21 protein-coding genes are annotated in these 23,362 nt (G+C 44.5%); 5 read left to right on the forward strand and 16 right to left on the reverse strand.

Annotated elements, in window-relative coordinates; all coding sequences use genetic code 11:
- Window positions 1–147: 147 nt before the first annotated feature.
- The 4 genes from modC to OQJ75_RS02595 are packed head-to-tail and all read right to left on the reverse strand — an operon-like array spanning window position 148 to window position 4,231.
- Complete coding sequence (gene modC / locus OQJ75_RS02580; RefSeq protein WP_265970692.1) at window positions 148–1,254, reverse strand: molybdenum ABC transporter ATP-binding protein ModC; 1,107 nt, start codon at window positions 1,252–1,254, stop codon at window positions 148–150.
- On the reverse strand, window positions 1,251–1,949 hold the full coding sequence (gene modB, locus OQJ75_RS02585) for a molybdate ABC transporter permease subunit (protein ID WP_265970691.1): 699 nt from the start codon (window positions 1,947–1,949) through the stop codon (window positions 1,251–1,253). The genes modC and modB overlap by 4 nt, the downstream gene beginning before the upstream one ends.
- Window positions 1,950–2,708, reverse strand: coding sequence for a molybdate ABC transporter substrate-binding protein (modA, locus tag OQJ75_RS02590; RefSeq protein ID WP_265970690.1), 759 nt, complete (start codon window positions 2,706–2,708; stop codon window positions 1,950–1,952).
- A gap of 50 nt (window positions 2,709–2,758) precedes the next feature.
- Window positions 2,759–4,231 (reverse strand): cobyric acid synthase, encoded by a 1,473-nt coding sequence (locus OQJ75_RS02595; RefSeq protein WP_265970689.1) that lies wholly within the window; start codon window positions 4,229–4,231, stop codon window positions 2,759–2,761.
- Window positions 4,232–4,516: 285 nt separating this feature from the next.
- Here OQJ75_RS02595 and OQJ75_RS02600 point away from each other — a divergent pair, with 285 nt between their 5' ends.
- Window positions 4,517–4,903, forward strand: coding sequence for a YgiW/YdeI family stress tolerance OB fold protein (locus OQJ75_RS02600; RefSeq protein ID WP_265970688.1), 387 nt, complete (start codon window positions 4,517–4,519; stop codon window positions 4,901–4,903).
- A 98-nt stretch (window positions 4,904–5,001) separates the two neighbouring features.
- The gene (locus OQJ75_RS02605) at window positions 5,002–5,526 is read left to right on the forward strand and encodes a hypothetical protein (protein WP_017087055.1); all 525 of its coding nucleotides are present in this window, start codon (window positions 5,002–5,004) and stop codon (window positions 5,524–5,526) included.
- Between the two features lie 205 nt (window positions 5,527–5,731).
- Here OQJ75_RS02605 and OQJ75_RS02610 read toward each other — a convergent pair whose 3' ends face one another.
- The 5 genes from OQJ75_RS02610 to nrdD all read right to left on the reverse strand — a co-directional run bounded on the left by OQJ75_RS02610 (window position 5,732) and on the right by nrdD (window position 12,489).
- On the reverse strand, window positions 5,732–7,339 hold the full coding sequence (locus OQJ75_RS02610; protein WP_265970687.1) for an ABC-F family ATPase: 1,608 nt from the start codon (window positions 7,337–7,339) through the stop codon (window positions 5,732–5,734).
- A gap of 288 nt (window positions 7,340–7,627) precedes the next feature.
- Window positions 7,628–8,314, reverse strand: a complete 687-nt coding sequence (locus OQJ75_RS02615; RefSeq protein ID WP_265970686.1) for a RimK/LysX family protein — start codon at window positions 8,312–8,314, stop codon at window positions 7,628–7,630.
- 11 nt (window positions 8,315–8,325) lie between these two features.
- Window positions 8,326–9,510: an amino acid aminotransferase gene (locus tag OQJ75_RS02620; RefSeq protein WP_017632435.1), complete on the reverse strand. Its 1,185-nt coding sequence runs from the start codon at window positions 9,508–9,510 to the stop codon at window positions 8,326–8,328.
- A 265-nt stretch (window positions 9,511–9,775) separates the two neighbouring features.
- Complete coding sequence (gene nrdG, locus OQJ75_RS02625) at window positions 9,776–10,243, reverse strand: anaerobic ribonucleoside-triphosphate reductase-activating protein (RefSeq protein ID WP_265970685.1); 468 nt, start codon at window positions 10,241–10,243, stop codon at window positions 9,776–9,778.
- 125 nt (window positions 10,244–10,368) lie between these two features.
- Window positions 10,369–12,489, reverse strand: a complete 2,121-nt coding sequence (nrdD, locus tag OQJ75_RS02630; protein ID WP_265970684.1) for an anaerobic ribonucleoside-triphosphate reductase — start codon at window positions 12,487–12,489, stop codon at window positions 10,369–10,371.
- Between the two features lie 303 nt (window positions 12,490–12,792).
- Here nrdD and OQJ75_RS02635 point away from each other — a divergent pair, with 303 nt between their 5' ends.
- Complete coding sequence (locus OQJ75_RS02635) at window positions 12,793–13,668, forward strand: endonuclease/exonuclease/phosphatase family protein (RefSeq protein WP_265970683.1); 876 nt, start codon at window positions 12,793–12,795, stop codon at window positions 13,666–13,668.
- A gap of 145 nt (window positions 13,669–13,813) precedes the next feature.
- Here OQJ75_RS02635 and OQJ75_RS02640 read toward each other — a convergent pair whose 3' ends face one another.
- From OQJ75_RS02640 to OQJ75_RS02660, 5 genes are all read right to left on the reverse strand, one after another.
- Window positions 13,814–14,245 carry a YeeE/YedE family protein gene (locus OQJ75_RS02640; protein WP_265970682.1) on the reverse strand — a complete coding sequence of 144 codons (432 nt, stop codon included), beginning with the start codon at window positions 14,243–14,245 and terminating at the stop codon, window positions 13,814–13,816.
- Window positions 14,245–14,721 (reverse strand): YeeE/YedE family protein, encoded by a 477-nt coding sequence (locus OQJ75_RS02645; RefSeq protein WP_102314030.1) that lies wholly within the window; start codon window positions 14,719–14,721, stop codon window positions 14,245–14,247. The genes OQJ75_RS02640 and OQJ75_RS02645 overlap by 1 nt, the downstream gene beginning before the upstream one ends.
- A gap of 248 nt (window positions 14,722–14,969) precedes the next feature.
- Window positions 14,970–16,202 (reverse strand): glycosyltransferase, encoded by a 1,233-nt coding sequence (locus tag OQJ75_RS02650; RefSeq protein WP_265970681.1) that lies wholly within the window; start codon window positions 16,200–16,202, stop codon window positions 14,970–14,972.
- Window positions 16,203–16,301: 99 nt separating this feature from the next.
- Entirely contained in the window at window positions 16,302–16,766 is a 465-nt protein-coding gene (locus OQJ75_RS02655) for a GNAT family N-acetyltransferase (RefSeq protein ID WP_265970680.1), read from the reverse strand.
- Between the two features lie 32 nt (window positions 16,767–16,798).
- Window positions 16,799–17,896: a ketoacyl-ACP synthase III gene (locus OQJ75_RS02660; protein WP_076670830.1), complete on the reverse strand. Its 1,098-nt coding sequence runs from the start codon at window positions 17,894–17,896 to the stop codon at window positions 16,799–16,801.
- A 122-nt stretch (window positions 17,897–18,018) separates the two neighbouring features.
- On the opposite strand from OQJ75_RS02660, the gene trxC reads away from it, so the two are divergent.
- Window positions 18,019–18,453, forward strand: a complete 435-nt coding sequence (gene trxC, locus OQJ75_RS02665) for a thioredoxin TrxC (protein WP_017104795.1) — start codon at window positions 18,019–18,021, stop codon at window positions 18,451–18,453.
- 127 nt (window positions 18,454–18,580) lie between these two features.
- Here trxC and OQJ75_RS02670 read toward each other — a convergent pair whose 3' ends face one another.
- Window positions 18,581–20,230 (reverse strand): GMC family oxidoreductase, encoded by a 1,650-nt coding sequence (locus OQJ75_RS02670; protein ID WP_265970679.1) that lies wholly within the window; start codon window positions 20,228–20,230, stop codon window positions 18,581–18,583.
- Window positions 20,223–21,830: a long-chain-fatty-acid--CoA ligase gene (locus OQJ75_RS02675; RefSeq protein ID WP_265970678.1), complete on the reverse strand. Its 1,608-nt coding sequence runs from the start codon at window positions 21,828–21,830 to the stop codon at window positions 20,223–20,225. The genes OQJ75_RS02670 and OQJ75_RS02675 overlap by 8 nt, the downstream gene beginning before the upstream one ends.
- Window positions 21,831–22,220: 390 nt before the next feature.
- On the opposite strand from OQJ75_RS02675, the gene OQJ75_RS02680 reads away from it, so the two are divergent.
- Window positions 22,221–23,246 (forward strand): AraC family transcriptional regulator, encoded by a 1,026-nt coding sequence (locus OQJ75_RS02680; protein ID WP_076670822.1) that lies wholly within the window; start codon window positions 22,221–22,223, stop codon window positions 23,244–23,246.
- Window positions 23,247–23,362: the final 116 nt, after the last annotated feature.

A 23,362-nucleotide genomic window follows, 5' to 3' on the forward strand; every position in this document is an offset into this window, starting at 1 on the left:
CGTATAAAAATGACGCGCCTATCCATTCATGGAATCAAGATCAATATTCATATCGCAGACAAGCATTCAACATCGCTGACAGGCTGTAAACATAAAAAAGACAATGAGCGAACCTATCTATGCATTGCCTCTAAGATCGCATCTGAATCAGTGCGTGACGGCAATATCTCTTTGAGCGACACTCACACCTTTAATTTGCGCGTAAACACGCTGCCCGATTTCTAGATTCAACTCATCCCGCGCCCACAATGTAATGGTTGCCCATAGATAGCATCCAGACTCTAACTCTAGCTCGACAGCGACACTCTGCTTATTTGTGCCTTGCTGGTGCGTCTCTACGCTCTTAATGATCACAGGAAGGATATTACGTATCGAAGTGCCTTGCGGCTGTTCTAGCGTGATAGAGACATCATTTGCCCTAACTTGTAACCTTACCGCCGCCCCTAGGTCACTCGATACTTTCTGAACCCATAACGACGTCGACTTTCCTAGCATTAGGCGAGACAGCGCATAATCGTCATTATGTTCCGCTAAAGTCGCTTCGAACAACGAGCTTTGTTCAGAGAAGGATTGCCAAGGCTGCATGGCTCTTGATGCCCATACTTCTTCCGTGACACCCGAAGATATCACTTTACCTTGATCGATAATCACCAAGTGATTCGCCAAGCGTAAGATCTCATTGAGACTGTGCGTGACATAGATAATCGGGATTTGCACCGTTTCGGATAAGTTCTCAAGAAACGGCATCACTTCACGCTTACGAGGTAAGTCGAGAGAGGCTAAAGGCTCATCCATCAACAGAATGCTCGGCTTAGACAACAAAGCACGACCTATCGCCACACGTTGCTTCTCTCCACCTGACAAACGTGCCGGATAACGATCAAGTAATGAGCCCAAAGACAACAATGAAACGATTTGCTCAAAATGCGCCTTATCAACGCTTTTCATACCGTATTTGAGGTTCGCTGACACCTTCATGTGTGGAAACAATCGCGACTCTTGGAACACATAACCCACGTTACGTTTGTGGGTTGGCAAGTTAATGCCCTTGCCACTATCAAATAAGGTACTCCCTGATACGCTGATCAGTCCCTTATCCGGTTGTTTAAGACCGCTAATCGCATTAATAAGAGATGTTTTACCCGCACCAGAACGACCAAAAATAGCCGTGATTCCACTACTTGGTAGTTCTAAGTCAATATCGAAGAAAGTTTCGCCGAGCTGTTGTTGGTATTGGAGGATCAAAGCACTCATGCATTTCCTCCTAGTCGTTGTGCCGACTTCTTATTAAGCCATTCAGAGAGCATCAATGAACCCAGTGCTATCACAATAGAAATCACACACAAACGTGCCGCTTCCATCTCTGCACCAGGGGTTTCAATAAAGGTGTACATAGCCAAAGGAATGGTTTGCGTTTCACCAGGGATATTTGAAACGAAACTGATCGTCGCGCCAAACTCACCTAAGCTTCTGGCGAAAGAAAGCATGGTGCCAGTAATGATCCCGGGGATCATAAGAGGCAATGTAATGGTGAAGAACACGCGAATAGGCGACGCGCCTAATGTGGATGCCGCTTCTTCCAGTTTGCTGTCGACCGTCTCTAAGCTAAGTCGAATAGAGCGAACCATTAATGGCAACGCGACAACAACACACGCCAATGCCGCTCCCTTCCAACTAAAGCTAAATACAATACCAAACACCTCATTTAGCCAAGAACCAATAACGCCTTGTCTGCCCATCATCACCAGCAACAAATAGCCAATGACCACTGGAGGGAGAACCAAAGGCAGATGCACGATACTCTCAACAATGCTTTTGCCAACAAATTGTTTCTTAGCAAGCAGCCAAGCTAAGCCAATGCCGATAGGAATCAACCATAAGATGGCAAACCCAGCGACTTTCAAGCTCAGCATTAAGGCTTGGTATTCGTATTCCGATAAGTAACTCATTTAACGCACTTCAAATCCAAAACTGTTCAAGATGTCCTTCGCTTTTTCTGTGTTTAGGAAAGTATAGAACTCTTCTGCACTCACTCTGTCGCTCATTTTCGCTACAGGGTAACGTATTGAGGTGTGCAAATCAGACGGGAACGTCTCTACTAAACGCACTTCTTTAGAGAGCAGCGCATCAGTTTTGTAGACAATACCGAGTTTCGCTTCACTGCGTTCGACTAAAGCCAATGCCATACGAACATTGTTACTTGGTGCCAATCGAGTGCTCACATTATCCCAAACACCCAGAGCTTCTAACGCTTCCTTAGCGTAAATACCTGCAGGCACCGACATCGTATTACCTACAGCAAGTCGTTCATTAGTCAGCAGTTTAGTCCATTGGTCTCCCTTTGAGAGTTCCAATGATACTGACGTCTCTTTCGGAGAAATCAACACAAGTTCGTTTTCACACAAGTTTGTGACATTGTCACTAGAAACGTATTTTCGGTCAACTAAATGCGTCATCCACTTTTCATTTGCTGAAATAAAAATGTCCGCAGGCGCCCCTCTTTCAATCTGTCTTACCAATGACGATGTGCTGGCATAAACGGGAACAATATCGACCGAATGTTCTTTCTCAAATTCTTCTATCAACAAATTAACCGCGTTAGTCATAGACGAAGCGGCATAAACTCGTAGCTTTTCTGCCGCCAAAAGATGAGTCGAACTTAACGAAGTCGTTAACGCCAAGGTTACAAGGGTGACTAGCTTTTTCATTGTTCTCACTTATCTGTTGTTCGTTTGATTTCTTAACCGATATTTCCAGTTCAAACCAAGGCTTTAAGCTCAGGCCAAAGCAGATCAAGATTTAAGTGCTCTTCGATGGCATCGGCGATCCGGTTAATACCCAACTCTTTAAGTTGTTCGTGGTCAATCGCGGTTACATCATTGGCTCCTGCCCATTCGCAAATAAGCGATAACGCATCACTGTTATCGAATACGCCATGCAGGTAAGTACCAAAAATCGAGTTGTCTTGATTCACTGCACCATCAAGGCTGCCTGATTCTAACTGAACCGGTAAGGCTGTTTCATTGACATCAGTCCTACCTACGTGAATCTCATAACCTTTTACTTGTGCTGATTTTCCATCCAGCATCATAGTACCGTGCACATTAGTTAAGGTTTTCTGCTGCGTTAAGGTCGTTTCAGTATCAAGATACCCTAACCCTTCACTGCTGCCGGGTTTACCCTCGACTCCATCCGGATCGTGGATGATCTTTCCTAGCATCTGGTAACCGCCACAAATACCCATAACCTTGCCGCCTAAACGTAAGTGGCGCTGAATATCTTTGTCCCAGCCTTGCTCTTTCAAGTAATCCAAATCGGCTCTTACTGATTTTGTACCCGGCAAGATGATCAAATCCGCGCTGTTTACACGCTCGCCTTTGCCTACATAACGTAAATCAATGGAAGGATTGAGCCTTAGCGCATCAAAGTCTGTGTGATTGCTGATTCGGGTTAGAACAGGCACCACGACTTTAAGTTTAGCTTCTCCGTCAGACTCTTGGGCTGAAGTAATGGCATCTTCCGCTTCAAGGTTAAAACCATGAAGGTATGGCAGAACACCAATCACTGGCTTGCCGGTTTTCTCTTCTAGCCAATCAAGACCTGATTGAAGCAGCGCGATATCGCCTCTAAAGCGGTTAATTACAAAACCTTTTACGCGAGCTTGTTCAGATTCAGATAACAACTCTAATGTGCCGTAGAGGTGCGCAAAAACGCCACCACGGTCAATATCGGCAACAATGATCACCGGAATATCCGCCTTTTCAGCAAATCCCATGTTCGCAATATCATTTTCGCGAAGGTTAATTTCAGCTGGGCTGCCCGCACCTTCAATCATCACGCTTTCGTATTCAGCAGAAAGTCGGTCGAATGAATCGATCACCGTATTCATCGCGACTTTCTTGTAATCGTGATAACCCGTCGCTTCCATATTACTCAGTGCACGGCCTTGTAGAATCACTTGTGCACCCGTGTCTGAGTTTGGTTTGAGCAATACAGGGTTCATGTGAACAGACGGTTCGATATTACAAGCTTGTGCCTGAACCGCTTGCGCGCGACCAATTTCACCACCATCTTTTGTCACTGCACTGTTTAAAGCCATGTTTTGTGGCTTGAATGGTGCCACTTTAATGCCTTTTCTGGCCAAGACACGGCATAAACCTGCCACCAAAACACTTTTTCCGGCATCTGACGTTGTCCCTTGAACCATAAGGGCGCTTAATGGTGCTCGCATTCGTACTTCAATCCTTAATGTTTTAATTTCTTAATATTCAATTTATAGCTGTAGGCAATATTTCTCTGCCTCCATCTTAACGTCATTGCCGAGTAGATGCTCAATAAAATGAATGGAAAATGAATACCTTACTCACTCTGGATTCAACCCTAGTGTTGTTTAATAGCTCCATCGAAACAAAGCTTACAAACAAAATAAGCGTATCAACGAAAAACTCACTAACGAAAAGAAATGTTTCAAATTCAGAACAACGTTTCTATTAAAAACAACATTAAGGGATTCATCATGAAAAAAACTGTATTAGCTATCGCAACCACAATTATTCTTGCTCCTACTTTCGCAATGGCTGGCGACCACAACAATAGCGGCAACAGCAAGCACGAGAGCCCTATTGCTTACACAGGACCGATTGAAACCGTTTCTGTTGCGACACTACTTGCAGACACAAGCATGTTCGCAGAGCAAGAAGCGATTGTAGATGGCAAGATTGTTCGTCAGCTAAAGAATGATACATTTGTCTTCTCTGATGGGCAGAGTGAAATTCAAATCGAATTGGATGATGATATCCGCCTAGCACAACCGCTAACTGCTGATACTAAAGTACGCATCTTCGGCGAATATGAAGGCGGCAAGACGCCGGAAATCGAAGTAGATCATATCCAAGTTCTATAAGCGATAAATACAAAACATACTGACTTCAAGTAATTGGCCTGCATATTGCAGGCTTTTTTGTATTATACTGCCGAAAATACAATTTATATGGAGTCACCATGCTAGGTTGCACGAATAAGACTGTCCTTTTAGGACTAGCTGCACTGTGTTCATTCTCTGCGTCTGCAAACAACTTTAACTACAACACATTCGAGCTACGCATGGGGGCTAGCCCTAGTACGTTTGGTGGTGAGTTCACAACATTATTTACTCAAAATGCTCATTTTATCGGTCGTATTGATAGTGGTTTCGAAAGTGACTGGGATGCTGCAGCTGGTGTTGGCTTTAATGGTCCGATTGGACAGTTTGCCGATATCTATGGCCAGATGCTATTACACAACATCGAGCGAAACGATGAAAACGACATTAAAACGGAAGTAAACATCGGCGTAAAAGCCTGGATCATTGCAAATGTTGAAGTCAACGCACGCCTTGGTCAACTGATTGATAACGATAACAGCAACTCAATTGTTGGTTTTGGTGCTCGTTTTCACTCAACCGATCAACTTTCTGTTGGTGTAGATCTGCGGAACAATGGTACTTATGGCCACCAAATCTTAATGTCTGCTCGATTCGGCTTCTAAACTGAATCGGCTGCTAAACTGAATTAGTTGCCTTAGTTAAGTTCTGTTTCTAAGCTAGGGTCGACTTTTAAGCTAAATTCCCTTTCTAAGTAGTGATACAGAGATACTATTTAAAAAGCCCCGAGCACAATCATGCTCGGGGCTTTTTATTATTCGCTGTTATCGCTCGCTTTAGCCACATTAAGGCTTAGCGAGCAATTTGCATCTATAGAGCAACCATCAGCATCTTTTTCTGATGATCTAAGTACTCTTCATAAGTACCTTGGAAACTAACCAGTTGCTTGTCTTTCACATCAATGATGTGTGTTGCCAATGAAGATACAAACTCACGGTCATGGCTCACGAAGATAAGCGTGCCAGTGTAAACCTTAAGTGCATCGTTCAATGCTTGGATAGCTTCCATGTCCATGTGGTTGGTTGGTTCGTCCATTACAAGTACGTTAATGTCTTGCATCATTAGCTTGCCAAATAACAGACGGTTCTTCTCACCACCAGAACAGTTGCGTGCTTTCTTGTTCGCATCGTCAGCCGTAAACAGTAGACGACCAAGAATACCGCGTACCATCAGGTCATCGTGCTTCGCTGTACGCCATTGTGAGATCCAATCGAAGATACTCAGATCGTTATCAAAATCCTTAGTGCTGTCTTGTGGGCAATAACCTACAGAAGCATTTTCAGACCATTTAACGATACCTTCGTTCTGCTCTAGCTCTTGAACTAGACAACGTAGCAGCGTGGTTTTACCCACACCGTTCTCACCGATAACCGCAAGGCGCGTACCCGCTTCAAGCAGTAAATTACCACCAGCAAACAGTGTTTCGCCATCGAAGCCGTGACCAAGTTCTTGAAGTTCAAGCGCTTGACGGTGCAGTTTCTTGCCTTCACCGAAATCAATTGATGGGCTCATGCGGCTCGATGATTTCACTTCATCAAGTGTGATTTTGTCCATTTTCTTAGCACGTGAACTTGCTTGCTTCGCTTTCGACGCGTTAGCACCAAAACGGTTTACGAAATCTTGAAGCTCGCTGATTTCAGCCGCTTTCTTAGCATTGCTTGCTAGAAGTTGTTCGCGAATCAAGCCAGACGCTTCTAGGAAGTACTCGTAGTTACCTGGGTAAATACGTAGCTCACCGTAGTCGATGTCCGCCATGTGCGTACACACAGAGTTCAGGAAGTGTCTATCGTGCGAGATGATGATCATTGTACATTTACGCTGGTTTAACTCTTCAGCCAGCCAGTTAATCGTGTGAATGTCCAAGTTGTTGGTTGGTTCATCAAGTAGCAAGATATCTGGGTTTGCAAATAGCGCTTGTGCCAATAGCACACGCAGTTTCCAACCCGGAGCAACTTGCTGCATCAGACCGAAGTGGAACTCTTCCTCGATACCCGCTTGAATCAGGATGTCACCTGCACGGCTTTCAGCTGTGTAGCCATCCATTTCAGCGAATTCACTTTCAAGTTCAGCGACTTTCATACCATCGTCTTCGCTCATTTCTGGCAAAGAATAAATACGGTCACGTTCTTGTTTTACTTCCCACAGTTTTCTGTCACCCATGATCACAACGTCGATAACGCTGTATTGTTCAAAAGCGAACTGATCTTGGCTTAGCACACCCAGTTTCTCTCCTGGAGTGATAGAAACGTTGCCCGAGCTTGGCGTTAATGCACCACTTAGGATTTTCATGAACGTTGATTTGCCGCAACCATTAGCGCCGATCAAACCATAGCGGTTGCCGTTACCAAATTTAGCAGAGATGTTTTCAAACAGCGGCTCTGCGCCAAATTGCATTGTGATGTTCGCGGTAGATATCAAAGAACTAATTCCTAAGCGTGTACTGACAGATAATTATTAGGCAGAAAGACGTGCCTAAATAAGAAGTACGAAAGTATGGATTAAACATAAAACGAAGCGCGGATTATATAGAGATCAGGATCACATTGTCGAGGTTAAACAGTGAACGGATAGCGAACAATGGACAATTAAATGCATTTCGTCGGTTATTACGCCATAAATAGAAAAAATCCCCGCTAATTCCATTAGCAGGGATTCAATTTATCAAAACAGAAACGTGAGTTTGAGTCAGAACTCATAGACTTAAATCTATTTAGTGATTTTCTTCTGAACGTATTTTTTGCTTACGTCGACAACCGCAACATCTCTAAAGAAGCTTCTACCCAACAGAAGTGGGAAAGAAAGATGCGTTCGGTCGGCTAGCGTAAATTCAGTTTTGTCTTTTAGATCGCCAATTTGAATCGAAGCAACAACAACAGCACGTCGTTGTGTTCCTTCCGCGCTTGATTGCTTGATCTTAACCCAACGTTCTACTGGCAAGCTGACCTCTTCAGTTGTGATGCCGTCGTGTTCAATCTTGAACTTAACCCAGTCTTTGCCGTCACGTTCAAAATCAACAATATCAACTGCACTGATTGAAGAGGTTGTTGCACCTGTATCGACACGTGCTTTAAACGCTTCTTTTAAACCAGGAACAAACACCCACTCTTCTTCACCAAGAATTAGTTTGCCGTCACTTGTTTTTCTAACCTTCTCTACTGGTTTTTCAACAGGTGCAGGTTTCACTTCTGGTTCAGTTGGTTTTACTTCTTCAGGCTTCTCAGTAGGCTCCGTTACTTTCTCGCCTTCTGTTGCGTCAGTTTTTGAAGAGTCATCCACAACAGGTTGTTCGATTTGAGGCTTTTTCTCTGGCTCGACAGGAACTTGAGTCGTTGTCGAACAAGCAAACAAGCCGCCACTTAACATTAGGGTAATAATCGCTTTCCAATTATACATTCAGTCACCTTCTATTTTGATACGTTGGCTATCGCTTTTGCTACATAAGGAATATGGGATTCAGAAAGACCTGCAATATTGATGCGTCCATCACCAACACCGTAGATACCATATTCTTCACGTAATTGATTCATTTGAGTTTCTTTAAAGCCTAGTACAGTAAACATACCTTTATGGCTTTCAATGAAATCAAATTGTGACGTGTTATAAGTATTTCGCAATTCATCACATAAACTTTGGCGCAGATTTAACAAACGTTGCTGCATTTCACTCAATTCTTGCTTCCAAATCGTTGTTAATTCTTGATTCTGAAGAATTGTTTTCACCAAAGCCGCACCGTGATCTGGCGGCATAGTGTAAGTTGAACGCGCAAGCGTCAGCAGCTTACCTTTGGCATTACCAACGTGTTCGCTGTTTTTGCCAATAACGATTGCTGCACCTGTTCGTTCACGGTACAAACCAAAGTTCTTTGAGCAAGACGTTGTAATCAACATCTCTTCAACGTTATTCGCCATATGTTGAAGACCTTTCGCGTCTTCTTCTAGACCGTCACCAAAGCCTTGGTAAGCAATATCAACGAACGGTAAGAAACCATTCTTTTGCGATAGTTTAGTGATTTCCTGCCACGCTTCAAAATCGATATCAGCACCCGTTGGGTTATGACAGCAACCGTGCAGTAGTACCACATCTGATGGACCCGCTTTTGAAAGGTCATCCAACATTTTTGCAGTATCAACTTGCTTCGTTTCAGGACTGAAGTAATTGTAGTAGCGAACTTTTAAGCCTGCTGCTTCCATCACCGGTTTGTGGTTAACGTAGCTTGGGTTTGAAATCCAAACAGTAGTGTCTGGCTGAGAAACTTTCATTAAGTCGCCCAACATACGAAGTGCACCACTTGCACCCGGTGTTTGAATCGCTGCTACACGATCCATTGCAGAAGTCCCTTTAAGCAGCAGATCAACCATGCTCTGGTTAAACTCTTCACAGCCTGCTAGGCCAACGTAAGCTTTGGTTTTCTGAGTTTCAACAACGATATCTTGAGCCTTAGAAACGGCTTTCATGATCGGAGTTTCGCCTTGGTCGTTTTTATAAACGCCAATGCCTAAATCGACTTTATCAGTACGAGTATCGCCGCGGTAAGCAACAGAAAGAGATAGAATTGGATCTAAAGTTGGTTTTGGTAGATGTGAAAACATGAAAGTCACAACCCTTTGAAATTCAAGTAATGGCCTCCAAGTTATCATTTTATTTACAATTTAAGAAACAGAAATTCATCAAAGTTTTGATTTTTAGGAGATAACTCTAGTTGAAACCGGTGCAATCTAATATTCCCTATTCCAGATAGTTCAATACTCCATCAATTTACAAATTTAGCACGTCATAAAATAACAAAGCCTCAGCAGAGAAGCTGAGGCTACTAATTTGCACCAATGTAGCATGACGTTAACTAACGCAAGTCCACTAGAGTCGGAACCGATGAATGATTTGGTTTGAGCTGCCACGCCAATCTAACATTGGATCCGCTTTATCTTGTTCAAAGCGACCGTCAATCAAAGTATCGACGTATTCCAGTACTTGCTTCTGCTTTTCATCCAACTCGTCTAGCTCGTAACCGGTCCACATCCAGATATCTTTGCCTTCGCATTCGGCTTTTACACGCTGAACAAGCTTAAGCACTTCAGACACATTCGCAGGATGAAGAGGATCACCACCAGAAAGCGATAAACCACGACGTTTAATTCGCAGATCATTCAGATCAGCAATAATTTGGTCTTGCAGTACTTGAGTAAACAAATGCCCAGAGTCCAACCTTTGCGTCGACTGGTTATAACACCCGCGACACTGGTGCACACAACCCGACACAAACAAAGTGCAGCGTGTTCCTGGGCCGTTTACAACGTCGATTGGGTGATATTGATGATAATTCATAAGGCAGTATTGAAAACTCGTTATTGCTTAATAGTTTGAAGCGAAATGCTGCAAGAACTGAAACAAAAGAATTGGTATCGACATAACGCCGATACCAATCTTATTTCTAATGCTCTTAGGCCTGACTAAAGGTGCTTCACGCGGCGTTTAACTTCTTCTTGCTTACCGAAGTTAAATGGTCGTGCATCGGGGCTACCAAGGTAACCACAAACGCGGCGTGTTACTGACACTTTAGTTGAGTCATGGTTGCCACATTTAGGACATGTAAAGCCTTTACTCGTACAGTCGAACTCACCGTTGTAACCACATTCATAACACTCATCAATCGGCGTGTTGGTGCCATAGTAAGGAACACGCGTGTAGCTGTAGTCCCATACGTTTTCTAGCGCTTCGATGTTCTTCTGCATGTTCGGGAATTCGCCGTAACAGATGAAACCACCGCTAGAGATTTCTGGATAAGGCATCTCGAAATCGATCTTGTCGTATGGGTTCACTTTCTTTTGTACGTCTAAGTGGAAGCTGTTGGTGTAGTAACCACGGTCTGTTACGCCATCAATCACACCAAACTCTTTGGTATCGATGCTGCAGAAACGGCTACATAGGTTTTCACTCGGTGTGCCGTATAGGCTGAACGCGTAACCTGTTTCTTTCGTCCAAGATTCCACTTCACGCTTCATGTACTCCACCAGCTCAAGCGCTTTAGCACGCATTTCGCCATCGTCGTACAGGTGAACGTCAGTGCCGTAAAGTGCTGTCATCGCTTCATGGATACCAATGTAACCAAGAGAAACAGACGCACGGCCATTCTTGAAGATATCGGCAATAGAGTCGTCAGCTTTCAAGCGAACGCCACACGCACCTTCCATGTATAGGATTGGCGCAACACGCGCTTTCACGTTTTCTAGACGAGAAATACGAGTTTCTAGAGCACGACGAGCTAGCTTCAGTTTTTCATCAAGCAGCTCGTAGAACTTAGTCATATCTCGTTTTGCGTTAATCGCGATACGTGGCAAGTTCAAACTAACAACACCTAAGTTGTTACGTCCTTCATGAATCAACTCACCGTTTTCTTCGTAAGTATTCAGGAAGCTACGGCAGCCCATAGGCGTTTTAAATGACCCTGTCACTTCTACCACTTTGTCGTAGTTAAGAATGTCTGGGTACATACGCTTAGATGCACACTCAAGCGCTAATTGCTTGATGTCGTAGTTTGGATCTTGCTTCTGGTGGTTCAAGCCATCTTTGATTGCAAATACCAGTTTAGGGAACACGGCTGTTTTGCGGTTCTTACCCAAACCTGCGATGCGGTTTTTCAAGATAGATTGCTGGATAAGTTTTGAACCCCAGCTTTCGCCAAGACCGAAACCAAACGTCACGAATGGTGTTTGACCATTAGCGGTGTGAAGTGTGTTTACTTCGTATTCCAGAGATTGGAACGCGTCGTAACACTCTTTCTCGGTACGAGAGATAGCAAAAGCTTCTGGGCTATGAATGTCCCACTCTTTTGCTAGCGATAAATGCTTTTCGTAGCTCGCCATTACGTAAGGTTCTAGAACCTCATCGATACGGTTAATCGTTGTACCGCCGTAAATGTGGCTCGCGACTTGTGCGATGATCTGCGCGGTTACCGCTGTCGCCGTAGAGATCGATTTAGGTGTGTCGATTTCAGCGTTACCCATCTTAAAGCCATGCGTTAACATGCCTTTAAGATCGATAAGCATACAGTTAAACATTGGGAAGAACGGTGCGTAGTCTAGATCGTGGTAGTGAATGTCACCACACTCGTGAGCCTGAACGATGTCACGCGGCAAAATGTGAGTTTTCGCATAGTGTTTAGCCACGATACCCGCCAGCAAATCACGCTGAGTTGGGATAACTTTACCGTCTTTGTTGGCATTCTCATTGATCAGATCAACATTGCTTTCTTCGATCAAACCTTCGATTTCACGCGTTAAAGCGCTTTGCTTTTCACGTGCGATGTCGCGGTCATGACGATATTCAATGTAAGCACGAGCCAAAGACTTATAAGGTCCCTGCATTAGCTCGTTCTCGACCATGGTTTGAATTTCAGAGATATGAACTTCATCGTAGTCTTCGAGCTTCAACTCAACTGCTAATGCCACATTCAGAGCATAAATAGCAATTTCCTTATCGGCTTTGTCTGATGCTGCTTCCACTGCAGCTTGGATGCGATCTCTACTGAATGGAGCTCTTGAGCCATCACGCTTGATTACGATTGATTTCACCACTTCTCCTTACTCTTGAGGTATTCACAGACTTATCCACAAACACACTATATAGAGCGATTTATCGTTTAACTAACACTAGATATTGTGGCGTATTTAACGAGAACCACCAACTTTGAGTATTGATTTGGATCAATAAAACGCGCACGCTGAACAAGATAAATCCAATATTATTACGTGAGTTCTCAAGTCGAAAAGAAACAATGTAACAATAAAAAAACTGCTAAAAAGAGTTGAATTTTCGGTAAGTGTTGTAGGATAACGGCTCAACTATATTGGACGACAAAATTAGGGATATTTGGGATGAAACGACTTCAAAAGTGGGTAATGTTAGGTTGCTTACTCAGTAGCCACACATTTGCTGAACCTTTGACCATATCCAGTTGGAATATCGAATGGTTATCAACCAATGTGGCTGTGAATAAGTTTTCTGCCCAACGTGATCAAGCGGATTTCGATAAACTCGAACAGTATTTCCAATCCTTAGATGCGGATGTGGTTGCTTTTCAAGAAGTCGATGACATAAACGCCATTCAACGCATCGCGGGCGATCAATATGAAATCTTGATATCTGATCGTTCATTGCCCAAAAACAGTAACCGACAATTCAAAGAAGTGAACCAATATACGGGCTTCGCGGTTCGTAAAGGAATCGCTCTCACTGACTACGCTGACTTTCCTCTAGAAACGAGTGCTAGCAGCAAGCTTAGGTTTGCCAGCTATATGGTTGTAGAAACGGACACAAAACCAATTCACATGCTGTCAGTGCATTTAAAGGCGGGTTGCAGCGGCGCGTATAAGTCTACCCGTGACTGTTCAAGGCTCAAAGACCAAGCTCAACAACTGAATAAGTGGATACAGCAAAGAGAACGTAAAGGCGAAGACTACGCGATTCTGGGCGACTTTAACCACAACCTCTCCTATACAAGAGATTGGATGTGGAAAGATATGACGCAAAACACCGATGCTCAATTGGCAACAAGAAAAACTCGAGCAGATTGTAAGGTTCGCTCAAATCGTAATAACCACCGCACGCACCAGTTCCGTTCAGTAATAGACCATATTGTGGTAAGCGAGTCCTTAGATGCTACTCCTGCGAAGCAAAAGGTATTTGAAACGCAAGATGTGCTCAACTACAAACTCAGTGACCACTGCCCAGTTTCAACGACTGTTAAATAATAGATTTTAGATAACTGCAAATAATAGAAACAATAGATATAAAAAGAGGCTGACTGGCTTTCTAATTAAAGCGAGTCAGCCTCTATGCTTGGTCAGTTCAGAAAGAATAACGTCAAAGCCAATGTAATCAGCGATAAGCTCGCTACTAACAGGTTTTGTTCGTCCGACCCGCCAGCCACATTCCCACCAGCATGCTGACCATAAACACCCATACCGTCGGGTTACCGCCACTTAGGCTGGTTACCGCAGGGCCCGGGCAAAAACCTGCAATCCCCCAACCTAAACCAAAGGCAGTTGACCCTAGAATCAGCTTTCTGTCGATTAGTGGATTGTTACGGCTATCTAACGACTCGCCATTGATCGCTTTAGCACGCTTTTTAATGACCAGATGATAAAACGGAGCGAAGACCAACAGCGCGCCGCCCATGACGAATGCCAAACTAATGTCCCAGTTACCGGTAATGTCTAAGAAGCCGAGTACCTTCTCAGGATCAACCATGCCTGAGATGATCATTCCTGACCCAAACAGAATACCTGCGACCAAACCGATAACGATAGTAAATGAAGTGTTTTTCATTATGCCCCCAAACCAATCAGGTTCTTGATAAACACGGTTACGATTGCCACACCCATAAACACACAGGTAGCAACAATAGATCGTTTAGACAGGCGTGCCATTCCGACAATGCCATGGCCGCTGGTACAACCGTTCGCTGTTTTGGTACCGAAGCCCACCAAGAGGCCAGCAATAATCACCAAAGCGAGATTCATCTCTTCCAACTGTGGAAGTTGGTAACCCGTCGGAATCAATACCCAACCACTTGCGACCATTCCCACAACAAAGGCAATGCGCCAGTGCTTTTCGGTCTTCTTAACGTTGTTGTCCGAACCTACTTGAGAAGCCTTACTTGCATTATTGTCCGAGCCTAATGGCAATAGTCGGCTAACAATACCGCTGATTCCTGCTATTCGCCCTATTCCTAACATAAGAATAATTGCCGACGCGCCTAACAACATGCCACCGAACAATGCATCCCAAGGTATTAAACTCATCACCGACCTCTCCCATCTAACAACTCGAATCTAACTCGTTACTGCTTAAATTTAACTCGTCGCAACTTTAAATTAGGCTTTACTAATAAACTTAAATTAGAGTTTACTAATAAATATAAATTAGTCAATGCTAATGTATTGCTAGTATGTTTCGGTTTATAAGTCTGGAATTAATAAGCGTCCTACATGAAAAAAGCCCCTAGGCGTTAACCTAAGGGCTTATTATTTGATTCAGTTTATTGTGTCTGTTACTTAGTCTTGTTTTTTTCAGCTATCCACTGCGACATATACTTGGTGCTCGCCATGCTGTGGTGCTTAAGCATCGAACCAAAGAAGTTATCCAGTCGATGAGATTCAAGATCAGACTCTAACGCAGTTAATCGCTCAATCAATGTGTCGCCCAGTTGATTCTGTTCATAGTGCGCTTCAAGAATTGAATGACACTGACTTTGTGCCTTAAGCCACTTCTCTTCATCGTTATAAAGAGCAACAGCTTGTTCAACAAACTCGTCAATATCGTCTGCAACCGCGCCCGGCCATTGCAAATCACCTTGCGGTAACATGCCTTCACTGCCGATTTCACTCGTCACGTTCGGAGTTTGTAACTTCATCGCATCAAGCAACTTACCTTTAATGCCCGCACCAAAACGCAGTGGTGCGACACACACGCGAGCTTGCTCCATCACTTCTTGAGCGTCTTTAGCCCAACCTTTGATATGGAAACCGGTTTTAGGGTTGTGCAAAGCCGTTGCTTTCGGCGGCGGGTAAGATCCGTAAATATGAAGTTCAGTGTCAGGTAACTGCTTGCGAATCTTCGGCCAAATCTTTTGTAACTGAAGCACTGCATCCCAGTTCGGTGCGTGTCTAAAATTACCTATCGTCATGAAATGCTTACGTTCTTCAAAGCTTTTCGTGCTTTCAGGTAGAGTATTAAGATCAACCATGAACGGCAAGTGATGAAGCAGTTTAGGATCGATATTGAACTCAGATTGAAGCAGATCCATCTCGTAACTTGAAATGATCAACGAAAGATCACAGCGTAAGATTGCGGCAATTTCACGTTTCGCTAAGTCACTGTACAAATGCGCTTTGGTCAGTTCAGTCTCTTTCTTAACCGCTTCATGGCGCGCGTTACGTAGGAACTGCAAGTCTTCCGTATCCAGTAACTTAAAGGCATTCGGGCATACTTTCTCAACACGCCAACCAAACTGCTCTTCCATCATGAAACGGTCAAACATCACGACATCGGGTTGCAGCTCTTCGATGTACTGGTCAAAGCTATCGCAATTTAACTGTATGGATTGGCTCGAGATGCCCTCTTCAGAGAGATCGATCATGTGCTCAGTTTCTTGAGCTGGCGTTGCAAATTCAACTGACCAACCTTGTCTCTTGAACAGGCGTAAAAGAGACATCATATGGCTGCCAGCCGCCGATGAATTCGGTTCTGGCCAAACGTAGCCAATTGCTAAAACTTTCTTCAAAACACTTCCTAAGAAATAACAAAAGGGACTGTAGAAGTCCCTAATTAAACGTAAGTCGATTTATACCGCTGATTATAATTAGTTCTAAAAACTCAGCGATCAGATTCGCTCACCTACATTGCGAGCTATCATAAGCACTTCATCAGCTGAGTACAGGTTTGAAATTGTGGTTTCGACTTCTGCACCCAACGTAGATTGATAAAGCTTTTGTGCAAAGTTGTCTGCTCTGGTGGTCACTAGCACGTGTTTGAGCGTCGAGCCTTGCTCTGCTAGCTTATGCTTCACTTGCGGCAGGGAGTCTAGAATCAGCTTTTTACCCAATCCTTGGCCCTGCGCGCTTGGTAACACGGCAAGTTGCTCTAGCTCCAAAACAGCCTCAGGTCTAAACCCACTCTTTTGAACCCAAATAATGTAGCCGACAATCTCGCCATCGCTTTCAGCAACAAAGTTAAGAAAGCGTGGTGAAGCGTTTAAGTTACATTGTAACCAAACTTTAGAGTGCTGTTGCCGAACAAATGTAGCTTGGTGAACTAAAGCCGCCTCATTAAGGTCGGCTTTCGTCATAAGACGTACTTTGGCGACTGTACCCATCAGCGTTATTCGCTCGCTGAATTCGGGTGTGTTTTACAGTGTAAAATGGCTCTTTCTAGAAGCTCTAAAGCAGATTTGTCGGCTTCTGGAAGCTTAGCATCTGATTGACCTAGCGGCTCAACACGGCTACCCCATTTAATATGGCCAGCACCCCACGTTAAACCCGCACCAAACGCTGCAACAAGAATATTGTCGTTAGGCTTAACGAAACCTTGCTCTAGCGATTCACACAATGCGATTGGTACAGTCGCAGCGGATGTGTTGCCGTAATTTTGGATGTTAACAAACGCTTTATCGCGATCGATACCCGCCATATCACACAGAGTTTGAATGATTCGGATGTTCGCTTGGTGCGGAATCACAACGTCAATGTTGTCGGTTGAGATACCAGTGCGGCTCAAGACTGTGTGTGCCGCTGCGCCCATGCCTTTCACTGCACGTTTGAAGATCTCTTTACCAACGAAATCAAAGTCCCAATAACCGTTGTCAGCAGCAAAACGATCCATAGATGTACCGAATTTTGGTACCGCTAGAATATCACGGCCTTCGGCGTCACAACCGATCTGAGCTTCTTGTAAGCCAACTTGTTCTTCAGTGCGAGATAGAACCACAGCGCCAGCGCCATCACCGAAAAGAACCGCGGTATCACGCTTGGTCCAATCAATGAAGAATGACAAGCGTTCTGCGCCCACAACGATAGCGTTGCGGTAGTTACCCGCTTGAATCAGTCGAGTCGCCGTTTCAACACCGTAAATGAAGCCAGTACACGCTGCGTTAAGGTCGAAAGCCGCTGCGCTCTTAATGCCTAGGTTCTGTTGAACCTTAGATGCGGTGTTTGGGATAAGTGAGTCTGGGCTGCACGTCGCGATGATAACAAGATCGATATCTTCAGCAGTTAGGCCAGCACACGCCATTGCATGTTTTGCTGCGACAGTCGCAAGTTCAGAGGTATTTACATGACTGATACGACGGTTTTCGATACCAGTTCGAGTTCGAATCCACTCGTCAGACGTATCAATGAAAGTGCTTAGATCATCATTGGACAGCACGGCTGGTGGCAGACACTTTCCCCAGCCAGTAATTTCGGCGTAAAATTTTGTCATCATTTACCTGTTTATTGTTTGTTTTTATTTAAGTATCGTATTCTAGTTTTAAACAGTATAAGCGCTCCGTGCGTGATTCGTAAATCGCGTTAGACACGGAGTTACAATAAAAAGAGAAAGTTATGTCTACATTCAACACACGTTGCCCTTCTTGTAATGGCGTAAACCGAGTTCCTTCAGAAAGAATTTCAGAAAGCCCAACCTGCGGTAAATGCAAAACAGCATTGCTCGATGGTGCTCCTATCGAGGGAACGTCACTTAATTTCCAATCTATCTTGAACAGTTCACAGCCTGTGGTTGTCGATTTCTGGGCGACATGGTGCAACCCATGTGTTGGCTTTGCGCCAGTGTTCAGTGAAGTTGCTAAAGAGCGTTCGGGAGATGTTCGATTCGTTAAGATTGATACCGAAGCTCAGCAACAGCTTGCCGCGATGTACCAAATCAGAAGTATTCCGACGGTGATGGTGTTTAAAGACGGTAAACGTGTCGATACGATTAACGGTGCGTTACCAAAAGGCCAATTTGATCAATGGCTTAATCAAGCTCTGACCAAATAGATCCGTATTTTATATCGCTTTTGATTTAGCTTGTGCTTGAAGAAGCGTACAAAAAAATAGGTTAGAGAGCCTTACCAAAATATGACTCCCTAACCTAATGTAAATCAGTTATCTCTGTTTCTCTTAATTATACAACCATCTCGTCTTCTGCCTGTTCATTGGCTTGTTGCTTGCTAAAACCGTATTGTTCTTTTATTTGGTCTGCAACTTTTTCGGCGATCATGATAGTTGGCGCATTGGTATTCGCTCCCACTAATGTCGGCATCACAGAAGCATCAATGACTCTTAAATTATCCAATCCATAGACTTTAAGGTCTTTATCTACCACGGCCAGCGAATCATCATTAGATCCCATTTTGCAGGTTCCCACTGGGTGATACTGGGTATCCGCACGGTTACGAATATCTTGCTCGATAGCCTTATCGTCACTGGCGTCGACTGGGTAAAAAGCATTACCACGGATGTCATCAAACGCCGAGCTCTCTAGCATTTGATACTGTTTCTTCCAGCCCTTAATCATAATCTCCATGTCTTCTGGATGACTGAAAAACGCAGGATCGATCTTAGGCGGATCATAAGGATCATTACTATTGAGCGTTACGGTGCCTATGCTTTTCGGTCGTAGCAAGGTGACGTGAGAGGTAAATCCATGACTGGTATGTATTTTTCGAGCGTGGTCATCAACCACAGCGACGACAAATACAAACTCTAAATCCGGCACGGCGATATGATCTTCTGAACAGAGAAAGCCTATCCCTTCTGCAAAATTACTGCTCATCTTGCCACGGCGTTCTTTGTGCCAGAGCGGTAAAGCTTTGGTCATTTCAGAGGCCATTTGCAATGAGATACCAAAAGTTTCACGCTTTTCACTGCATTTGTAAGAATGCACTAAATCAATATGGTCCTGAAGGTTCTTACCCACTCCAGACAACTCATGAACCTGTTCGATACCATGCGCCTCCAATTCACCTTTAGCGCCGACACCCGACAATAACAGCAGTTGGGGGGAACCAAAGGCACCAGCGGATAGAATCACTTCTTTACTGCATTGGATCTGATAACGCTTTCCGTTAGAACCATACTCGACCCCAACCGCCTTCTTGCCTTCAAACAAGACCTTATGCGTAGTGGCCTTGGTCACGACAGTGAGGTTCGGTCTAGAAAGATTTGGCGTTAAATAAGCCTTGGCAGCACTGCATCGTTCGCCATTAATTTGAGTCACCTGAGTCGGCATCGCCCCAAATTGTGCGGCGCCGTTGATGTCCTCATTACGAGGAACCCCTATCGACTCACATGCTGTTAAGTAACGTTCCAACATCGGGCTTGGCGATCGAAGGTTAGCCACATTCAATGGACCACCTTGGCCGTGATACTCATCTTGGTGGACTTCGTTATTTTCTGCTTTCTTAAAGTAAGGTAGACACGATTCATAATTCCACCCGGTGTTACCCAAGCTTTCCCATGTGTCGTAGTCGTAACGGTGCCCACGAGCGTACATCATGGCATTTATAGAACTAGAGCCGCCAAGTGTCTTGCCTCTCGGTTGGTAACCTTTGCGACCGTTCAAACCCGGTTGTTTAACGGTTTCAAAAGCCCAATTATTCAGTTTGGTTGGCATCATTGCCACCACGCCAACTGGAGTATGAATGAATGGGCTCGTGTCTTTACCGCCCGCTTCTAGTAAGCAAACCGTAATATTGGGGTCTTCAGATAGCCGCGAAGCCATGACACACCCCGCAGAACCACCGCCAACAATAATAAAATCATAACTATCCATTGGTTACCTCCGCTATTTCTAGTGGGTGTAATTCTCGTTTCAAAATTTTGCCTGTCGCCGTCATTGGTAGCGCCTTACGAATGAACACCTTGCGAGGGTATTTGTAATCGGCTAATTGTTCACGACACCAAGCTATCAGTACTTCGCTATCACATTGTGTATGTTCATGAAGCACCACATGAGCGTGGATCTCTTCGCCTAGGCGATCATGATGCTCACCCACAACGGCGACCATTTCGACATCAGGATGGCACATCAACACTTCTTCAACTTCGCGCGGATACACGTTGTAACCACCACGGATAATCATGTCTTTCACTCGGTCAACAATGAACAAGTTGCCGTGCTCATCGGTGCGCCCGATATCTCCGGTTAGGAACCAACCATCTCTAATGGCTTCCGCCGTGGCTTCTGGTCTTTGATAGTAGCCTTTCATGACGCTTGGACTCTTGATGCATACCTCACCCAGTTCACCCATGGCGACTGAATTACCTTGTATGTCTGTAATCTTAATAAGGTGACCACACAAGGGTTGGCCAACACTGCCCGACAAGCGATCACCATCAATATGGTTAAAGGTGGCAACCGGCGCTGTTTCAGACAGCCCATAACCTTCCAATACCGGAAGTTCGAATCGGGATTCAAACTGACGAATAACCTCAAGCGGCATAGAGGCGCCGCCAGATACGCCAAGCCTTAAGCTGTGTTTGACTTGTTCAGAGCGTTTGCTTGTGTCTTCTAAACTATCAGGAGACTCTTCTCCAGCTCTTAGAAGCGCGATATACATAGTAGGTACGCCCGCAAACACACTGACTTTGTGGTTAATGATCTGTTCAATAACCAGTGACGGTTCAAAACGCGGAATTAAGACCATGGTTGACCCCGTCAACACGCTCGCATTCATCATTACGGTTTGGCCAAAGCTATGGAACAGAGGAAGCGTAGCCATGGTCGTGTCGCTGTATTCCAATCTCATTAGATACTGTGACGACATCGCATTGGTTTGCATATTGGTGTGGGAAAGCTCAGCGCCCTTCGGCTGGCCTGTGGTACCTGACGTATAAAGAATTACCGCGGTATCATCGCCATGACACGCTACAGACTCATACGCATCCAAAGGTTGTGCTAGCCAATCTGCAATCGTTTCTTGCTGCTCGTGTTTTTCTGAGAGCGTGGATGTTGCGCCGTTTGGTATTGGCATAGACACGAAATGTTCGCAGTTATCGGCCTGCGCAAAACCTTGTAATCCATAGCGCCCAATGGGCAGCTCTTCACTGCCCTCAAAGCATAAATAAGCTTTCGCATCTGAATCATTGAGGTGATAAGCGATCTCTCTGGCCTTGAATAACACATTCAAAGGCACCACCACACAGCCCGCTTTTAGAATCCCGTAATAAGCGATTGGAAAATATGTGACGTTCGGACACGACAACGCGACCTTATCTCCCTTCTTTAACCCGAGTCTTTTTAGATTCGCGGCCACGTTTCCAGAAAGTTGTTCTAACTGAGAAAAGCTGACTTCATCCGATCCCATACGCAGAGCGGCTTTAGTTGGAAAAAGCGAAGCGCTGCGCTCCAAGTTAACAGCAAGATTGTGCATCCATGATCTCCTTATTCGGCTTAGACCTGTTAATCACAGTCACCGTAGACGTTTTAATCGTTGTAATAAGTGTTGTCTTTGTTGCTATCAAACCCTGCACATTGGCGTGTCATGTAGGTAAGAGTATTTATTGAGCAAAATAGTAATTATTGAGCAAAATGTTTGAGATGTTCCAATATGCAACCCATTAAATTACAACATTTTGATAACATTTCGAACAGGTTTCAAAAAGACAAAAACCGGTGATATTCGGACACAGCTCTATCAGGCCTTGTAAAACCTTGCACACATAAAGCAAAAGTTTGAACAAGCTTGGGAAAGTGAGAACAGGCGACAAGCGAAAATGTTAAGAGTTCGGTTAAGATGGCAATATTCAACAAGAGGCATCCTATGAAATACACCGCAGTCTACGAACCCGATATGCAAGCATTCGGCATTCTTGATCTTCAATTACTGCATCGCTATATGTCACCCGCCCTCAATATCGAAGCATTATTGGAAGGCAGTAACATTGATGCTCTGCAACTCAACACGCCAGACACCCACATTACCTTGGCGCAAAAGTTGGCGGTGTTCAGTAACGCATTGGCGAACACTGATGAAGGCGGTTTAGGGTTAAGAGTCGGCCAACAAGCACGGTTTAGCGACTTTGGTGTTCTAGGTTATGCCGTATTCAGTAGTGAAACGCTGTTAGATGCTTTGCTGATTGGATTTAAATATCTGCAACTTGCTGGCCCTGTACTTAGAAAAACGATGTCAGTAGAAGATAACGTTGGATACTTTAGAGCCGAGCAGCTGATCGACTTGGACTCGCTGCTGCCATTTTGTTGCGAATATTGGTTCACCGCAATTCAAAGCCTGTGTGAAGAAGTACTGCAACAGCCATTCCCATCCCAAGTGATCCGCTTCCCCTACCCGAAGCCAGAATACGGCGACCTCTACACAGAGATTTTCCGTTGCCCTGTCGAATTCAATAGTGATCGCCTTGAATGGCAGTTTGATGCAACAAGTTTGTACTCGCCTCTTCCTACCGCCAATACCATCACGCTGCAGATGTGTCTGAAATCGTGTGACGACATGTTGGCAAAAGTCAGTGCGTCCACCAGCCTAAAAGAAAAAGTCTCGCAAATGCTACTTGAGAGACCTGGATGTTACCCTTCGATAGAATCTATTTCATCAGAACTGGGGATGTCTTCTCGAACACTACGCCGGCACCTCAAAGCCGTCGATACGAGTTACCAGAAGATACTTGACCACGTTCGTTTTCACCTTTCTCGACACTACCTTTCTTCAACTCAAATGAGCATTGAAGAGATATCTGAGCGCGTTGGGTTTTCAGACAGCGCTAACTTTCGACATGCCTTTCGTAAGTGGAGTGGAAGCTCGCCCAGACAATACCGAAAAGAAGTGGTCTAACACGATTAAACGCCCTAAATTAAAATCTGATTAATACAACGAATCTCTCTCCGTCTTTCAAATTAAATAGTCGTTTGAACAACGCTTTATCGGCTATTTAACCGCAGAAAATATCG

The sequence above is a fragment of the Vibrio sp. 14G-20 genome (assembly GCF_026241515.1).
GTDB lineage: Bacteria > Pseudomonadota > Gammaproteobacteria > Enterobacterales > Vibrionaceae > Vibrio.

Coding starts and splice junctions, on each gene's coding strand:
- modC (WP_265970692.1), bottom strand. CDS start 1,254: ATGAGTGCTTTGATCCTCCAATACCAACAACAGCTCGGCGAAACTTTC.
- modB (WP_265970691.1), bottom strand. CDS start 1,949: ATGAGTTACTTATCGGAATACGAATACCAAGCCTTAATGCTGAGCTTG.
- modA (WP_265970690.1), bottom strand. CDS start 2,708: ATGAAAAAGCTAGTCACCCTTGTAACCTTGGCGTTAACGACTTCGTTA.
- OQJ75_RS02595 (WP_265970689.1), bottom strand. CDS start 4,231: ATGCGAGCACCATTAAGCGCCCTTATGGTTCAAGGGACAACGTCAGAT.
- OQJ75_RS02600 (WP_265970688.1), top strand. CDS start 4,517: ATGAAAAAAACTGTATTAGCTATCGCAACCACAATTATTCTTGCTCCT.
- OQJ75_RS02605 (WP_017087055.1), top strand. CDS start 5,002: ATGCTAGGTTGCACGAATAAGACTGTCCTTTTAGGACTAGCTGCACTG.
- OQJ75_RS02615 (WP_265970686.1), bottom strand. CDS start 8,314: ATGTATAATTGGAAAGCGATTATTACCCTAATGTTAAGTGGCGGCTTG.
- OQJ75_RS02620 (WP_017632435.1), bottom strand. CDS start 9,510: ATGTTTTCACATCTACCAAAACCAACTTTAGATCCAATTCTATCTCTT.
- nrdG (WP_265970685.1), bottom strand. CDS start 10,243: ATGAATTATCATCAATATCACCCAATCGACGTTGTAAACGGCCCAGGA.
- OQJ75_RS02635 (WP_265970683.1), top strand. CDS start 12,793: ATGAAACGACTTCAAAAGTGGGTAATGTTAGGTTGCTTACTCAGTAGC.
- OQJ75_RS02640 (WP_265970682.1), bottom strand. CDS start 14,245: ATGAAAAACACTTCATTTACTATCGTTATCGGTTTGGTCGCAGGTATT.
- OQJ75_RS02645 (WP_102314030.1), bottom strand. CDS start 14,721: ATGAGTTTAATACCTTGGGATGCATTGTTCGGTGGCATGTTGTTAGGC.
- OQJ75_RS02655 (WP_265970680.1), bottom strand. CDS start 16,766: ATGACGAAAGCCGACCTTAATGAGGCGGCTTTAGTTCACCAAGCTACA.
- OQJ75_RS02660 (WP_076670830.1), bottom strand. CDS start 17,896: ATGACAAAATTTTACGCCGAAATTACTGGCTGGGGAAAGTGTCTGCCA.
- trxC (WP_017104795.1), top strand. CDS start 18,019: ATGTCTACATTCAACACACGTTGCCCTTCTTGTAATGGCGTAAACCGA.
- OQJ75_RS02670 (WP_265970679.1), bottom strand. CDS start 20,230: ATGGATAGTTATGATTTTATTATTGTTGGCGGTGGTTCTGCGGGGTGT.
- OQJ75_RS02675 (WP_265970678.1), bottom strand. CDS start 21,830: ATGCACAATCTTGCTGTTAACTTGGAGCGCAGCGCTTCGCTTTTTCCA.
- OQJ75_RS02680 (WP_076670822.1), top strand. CDS start 22,221: ATGAAATACACCGCAGTCTACGAACCCGATATGCAAGCATTCGGCATT.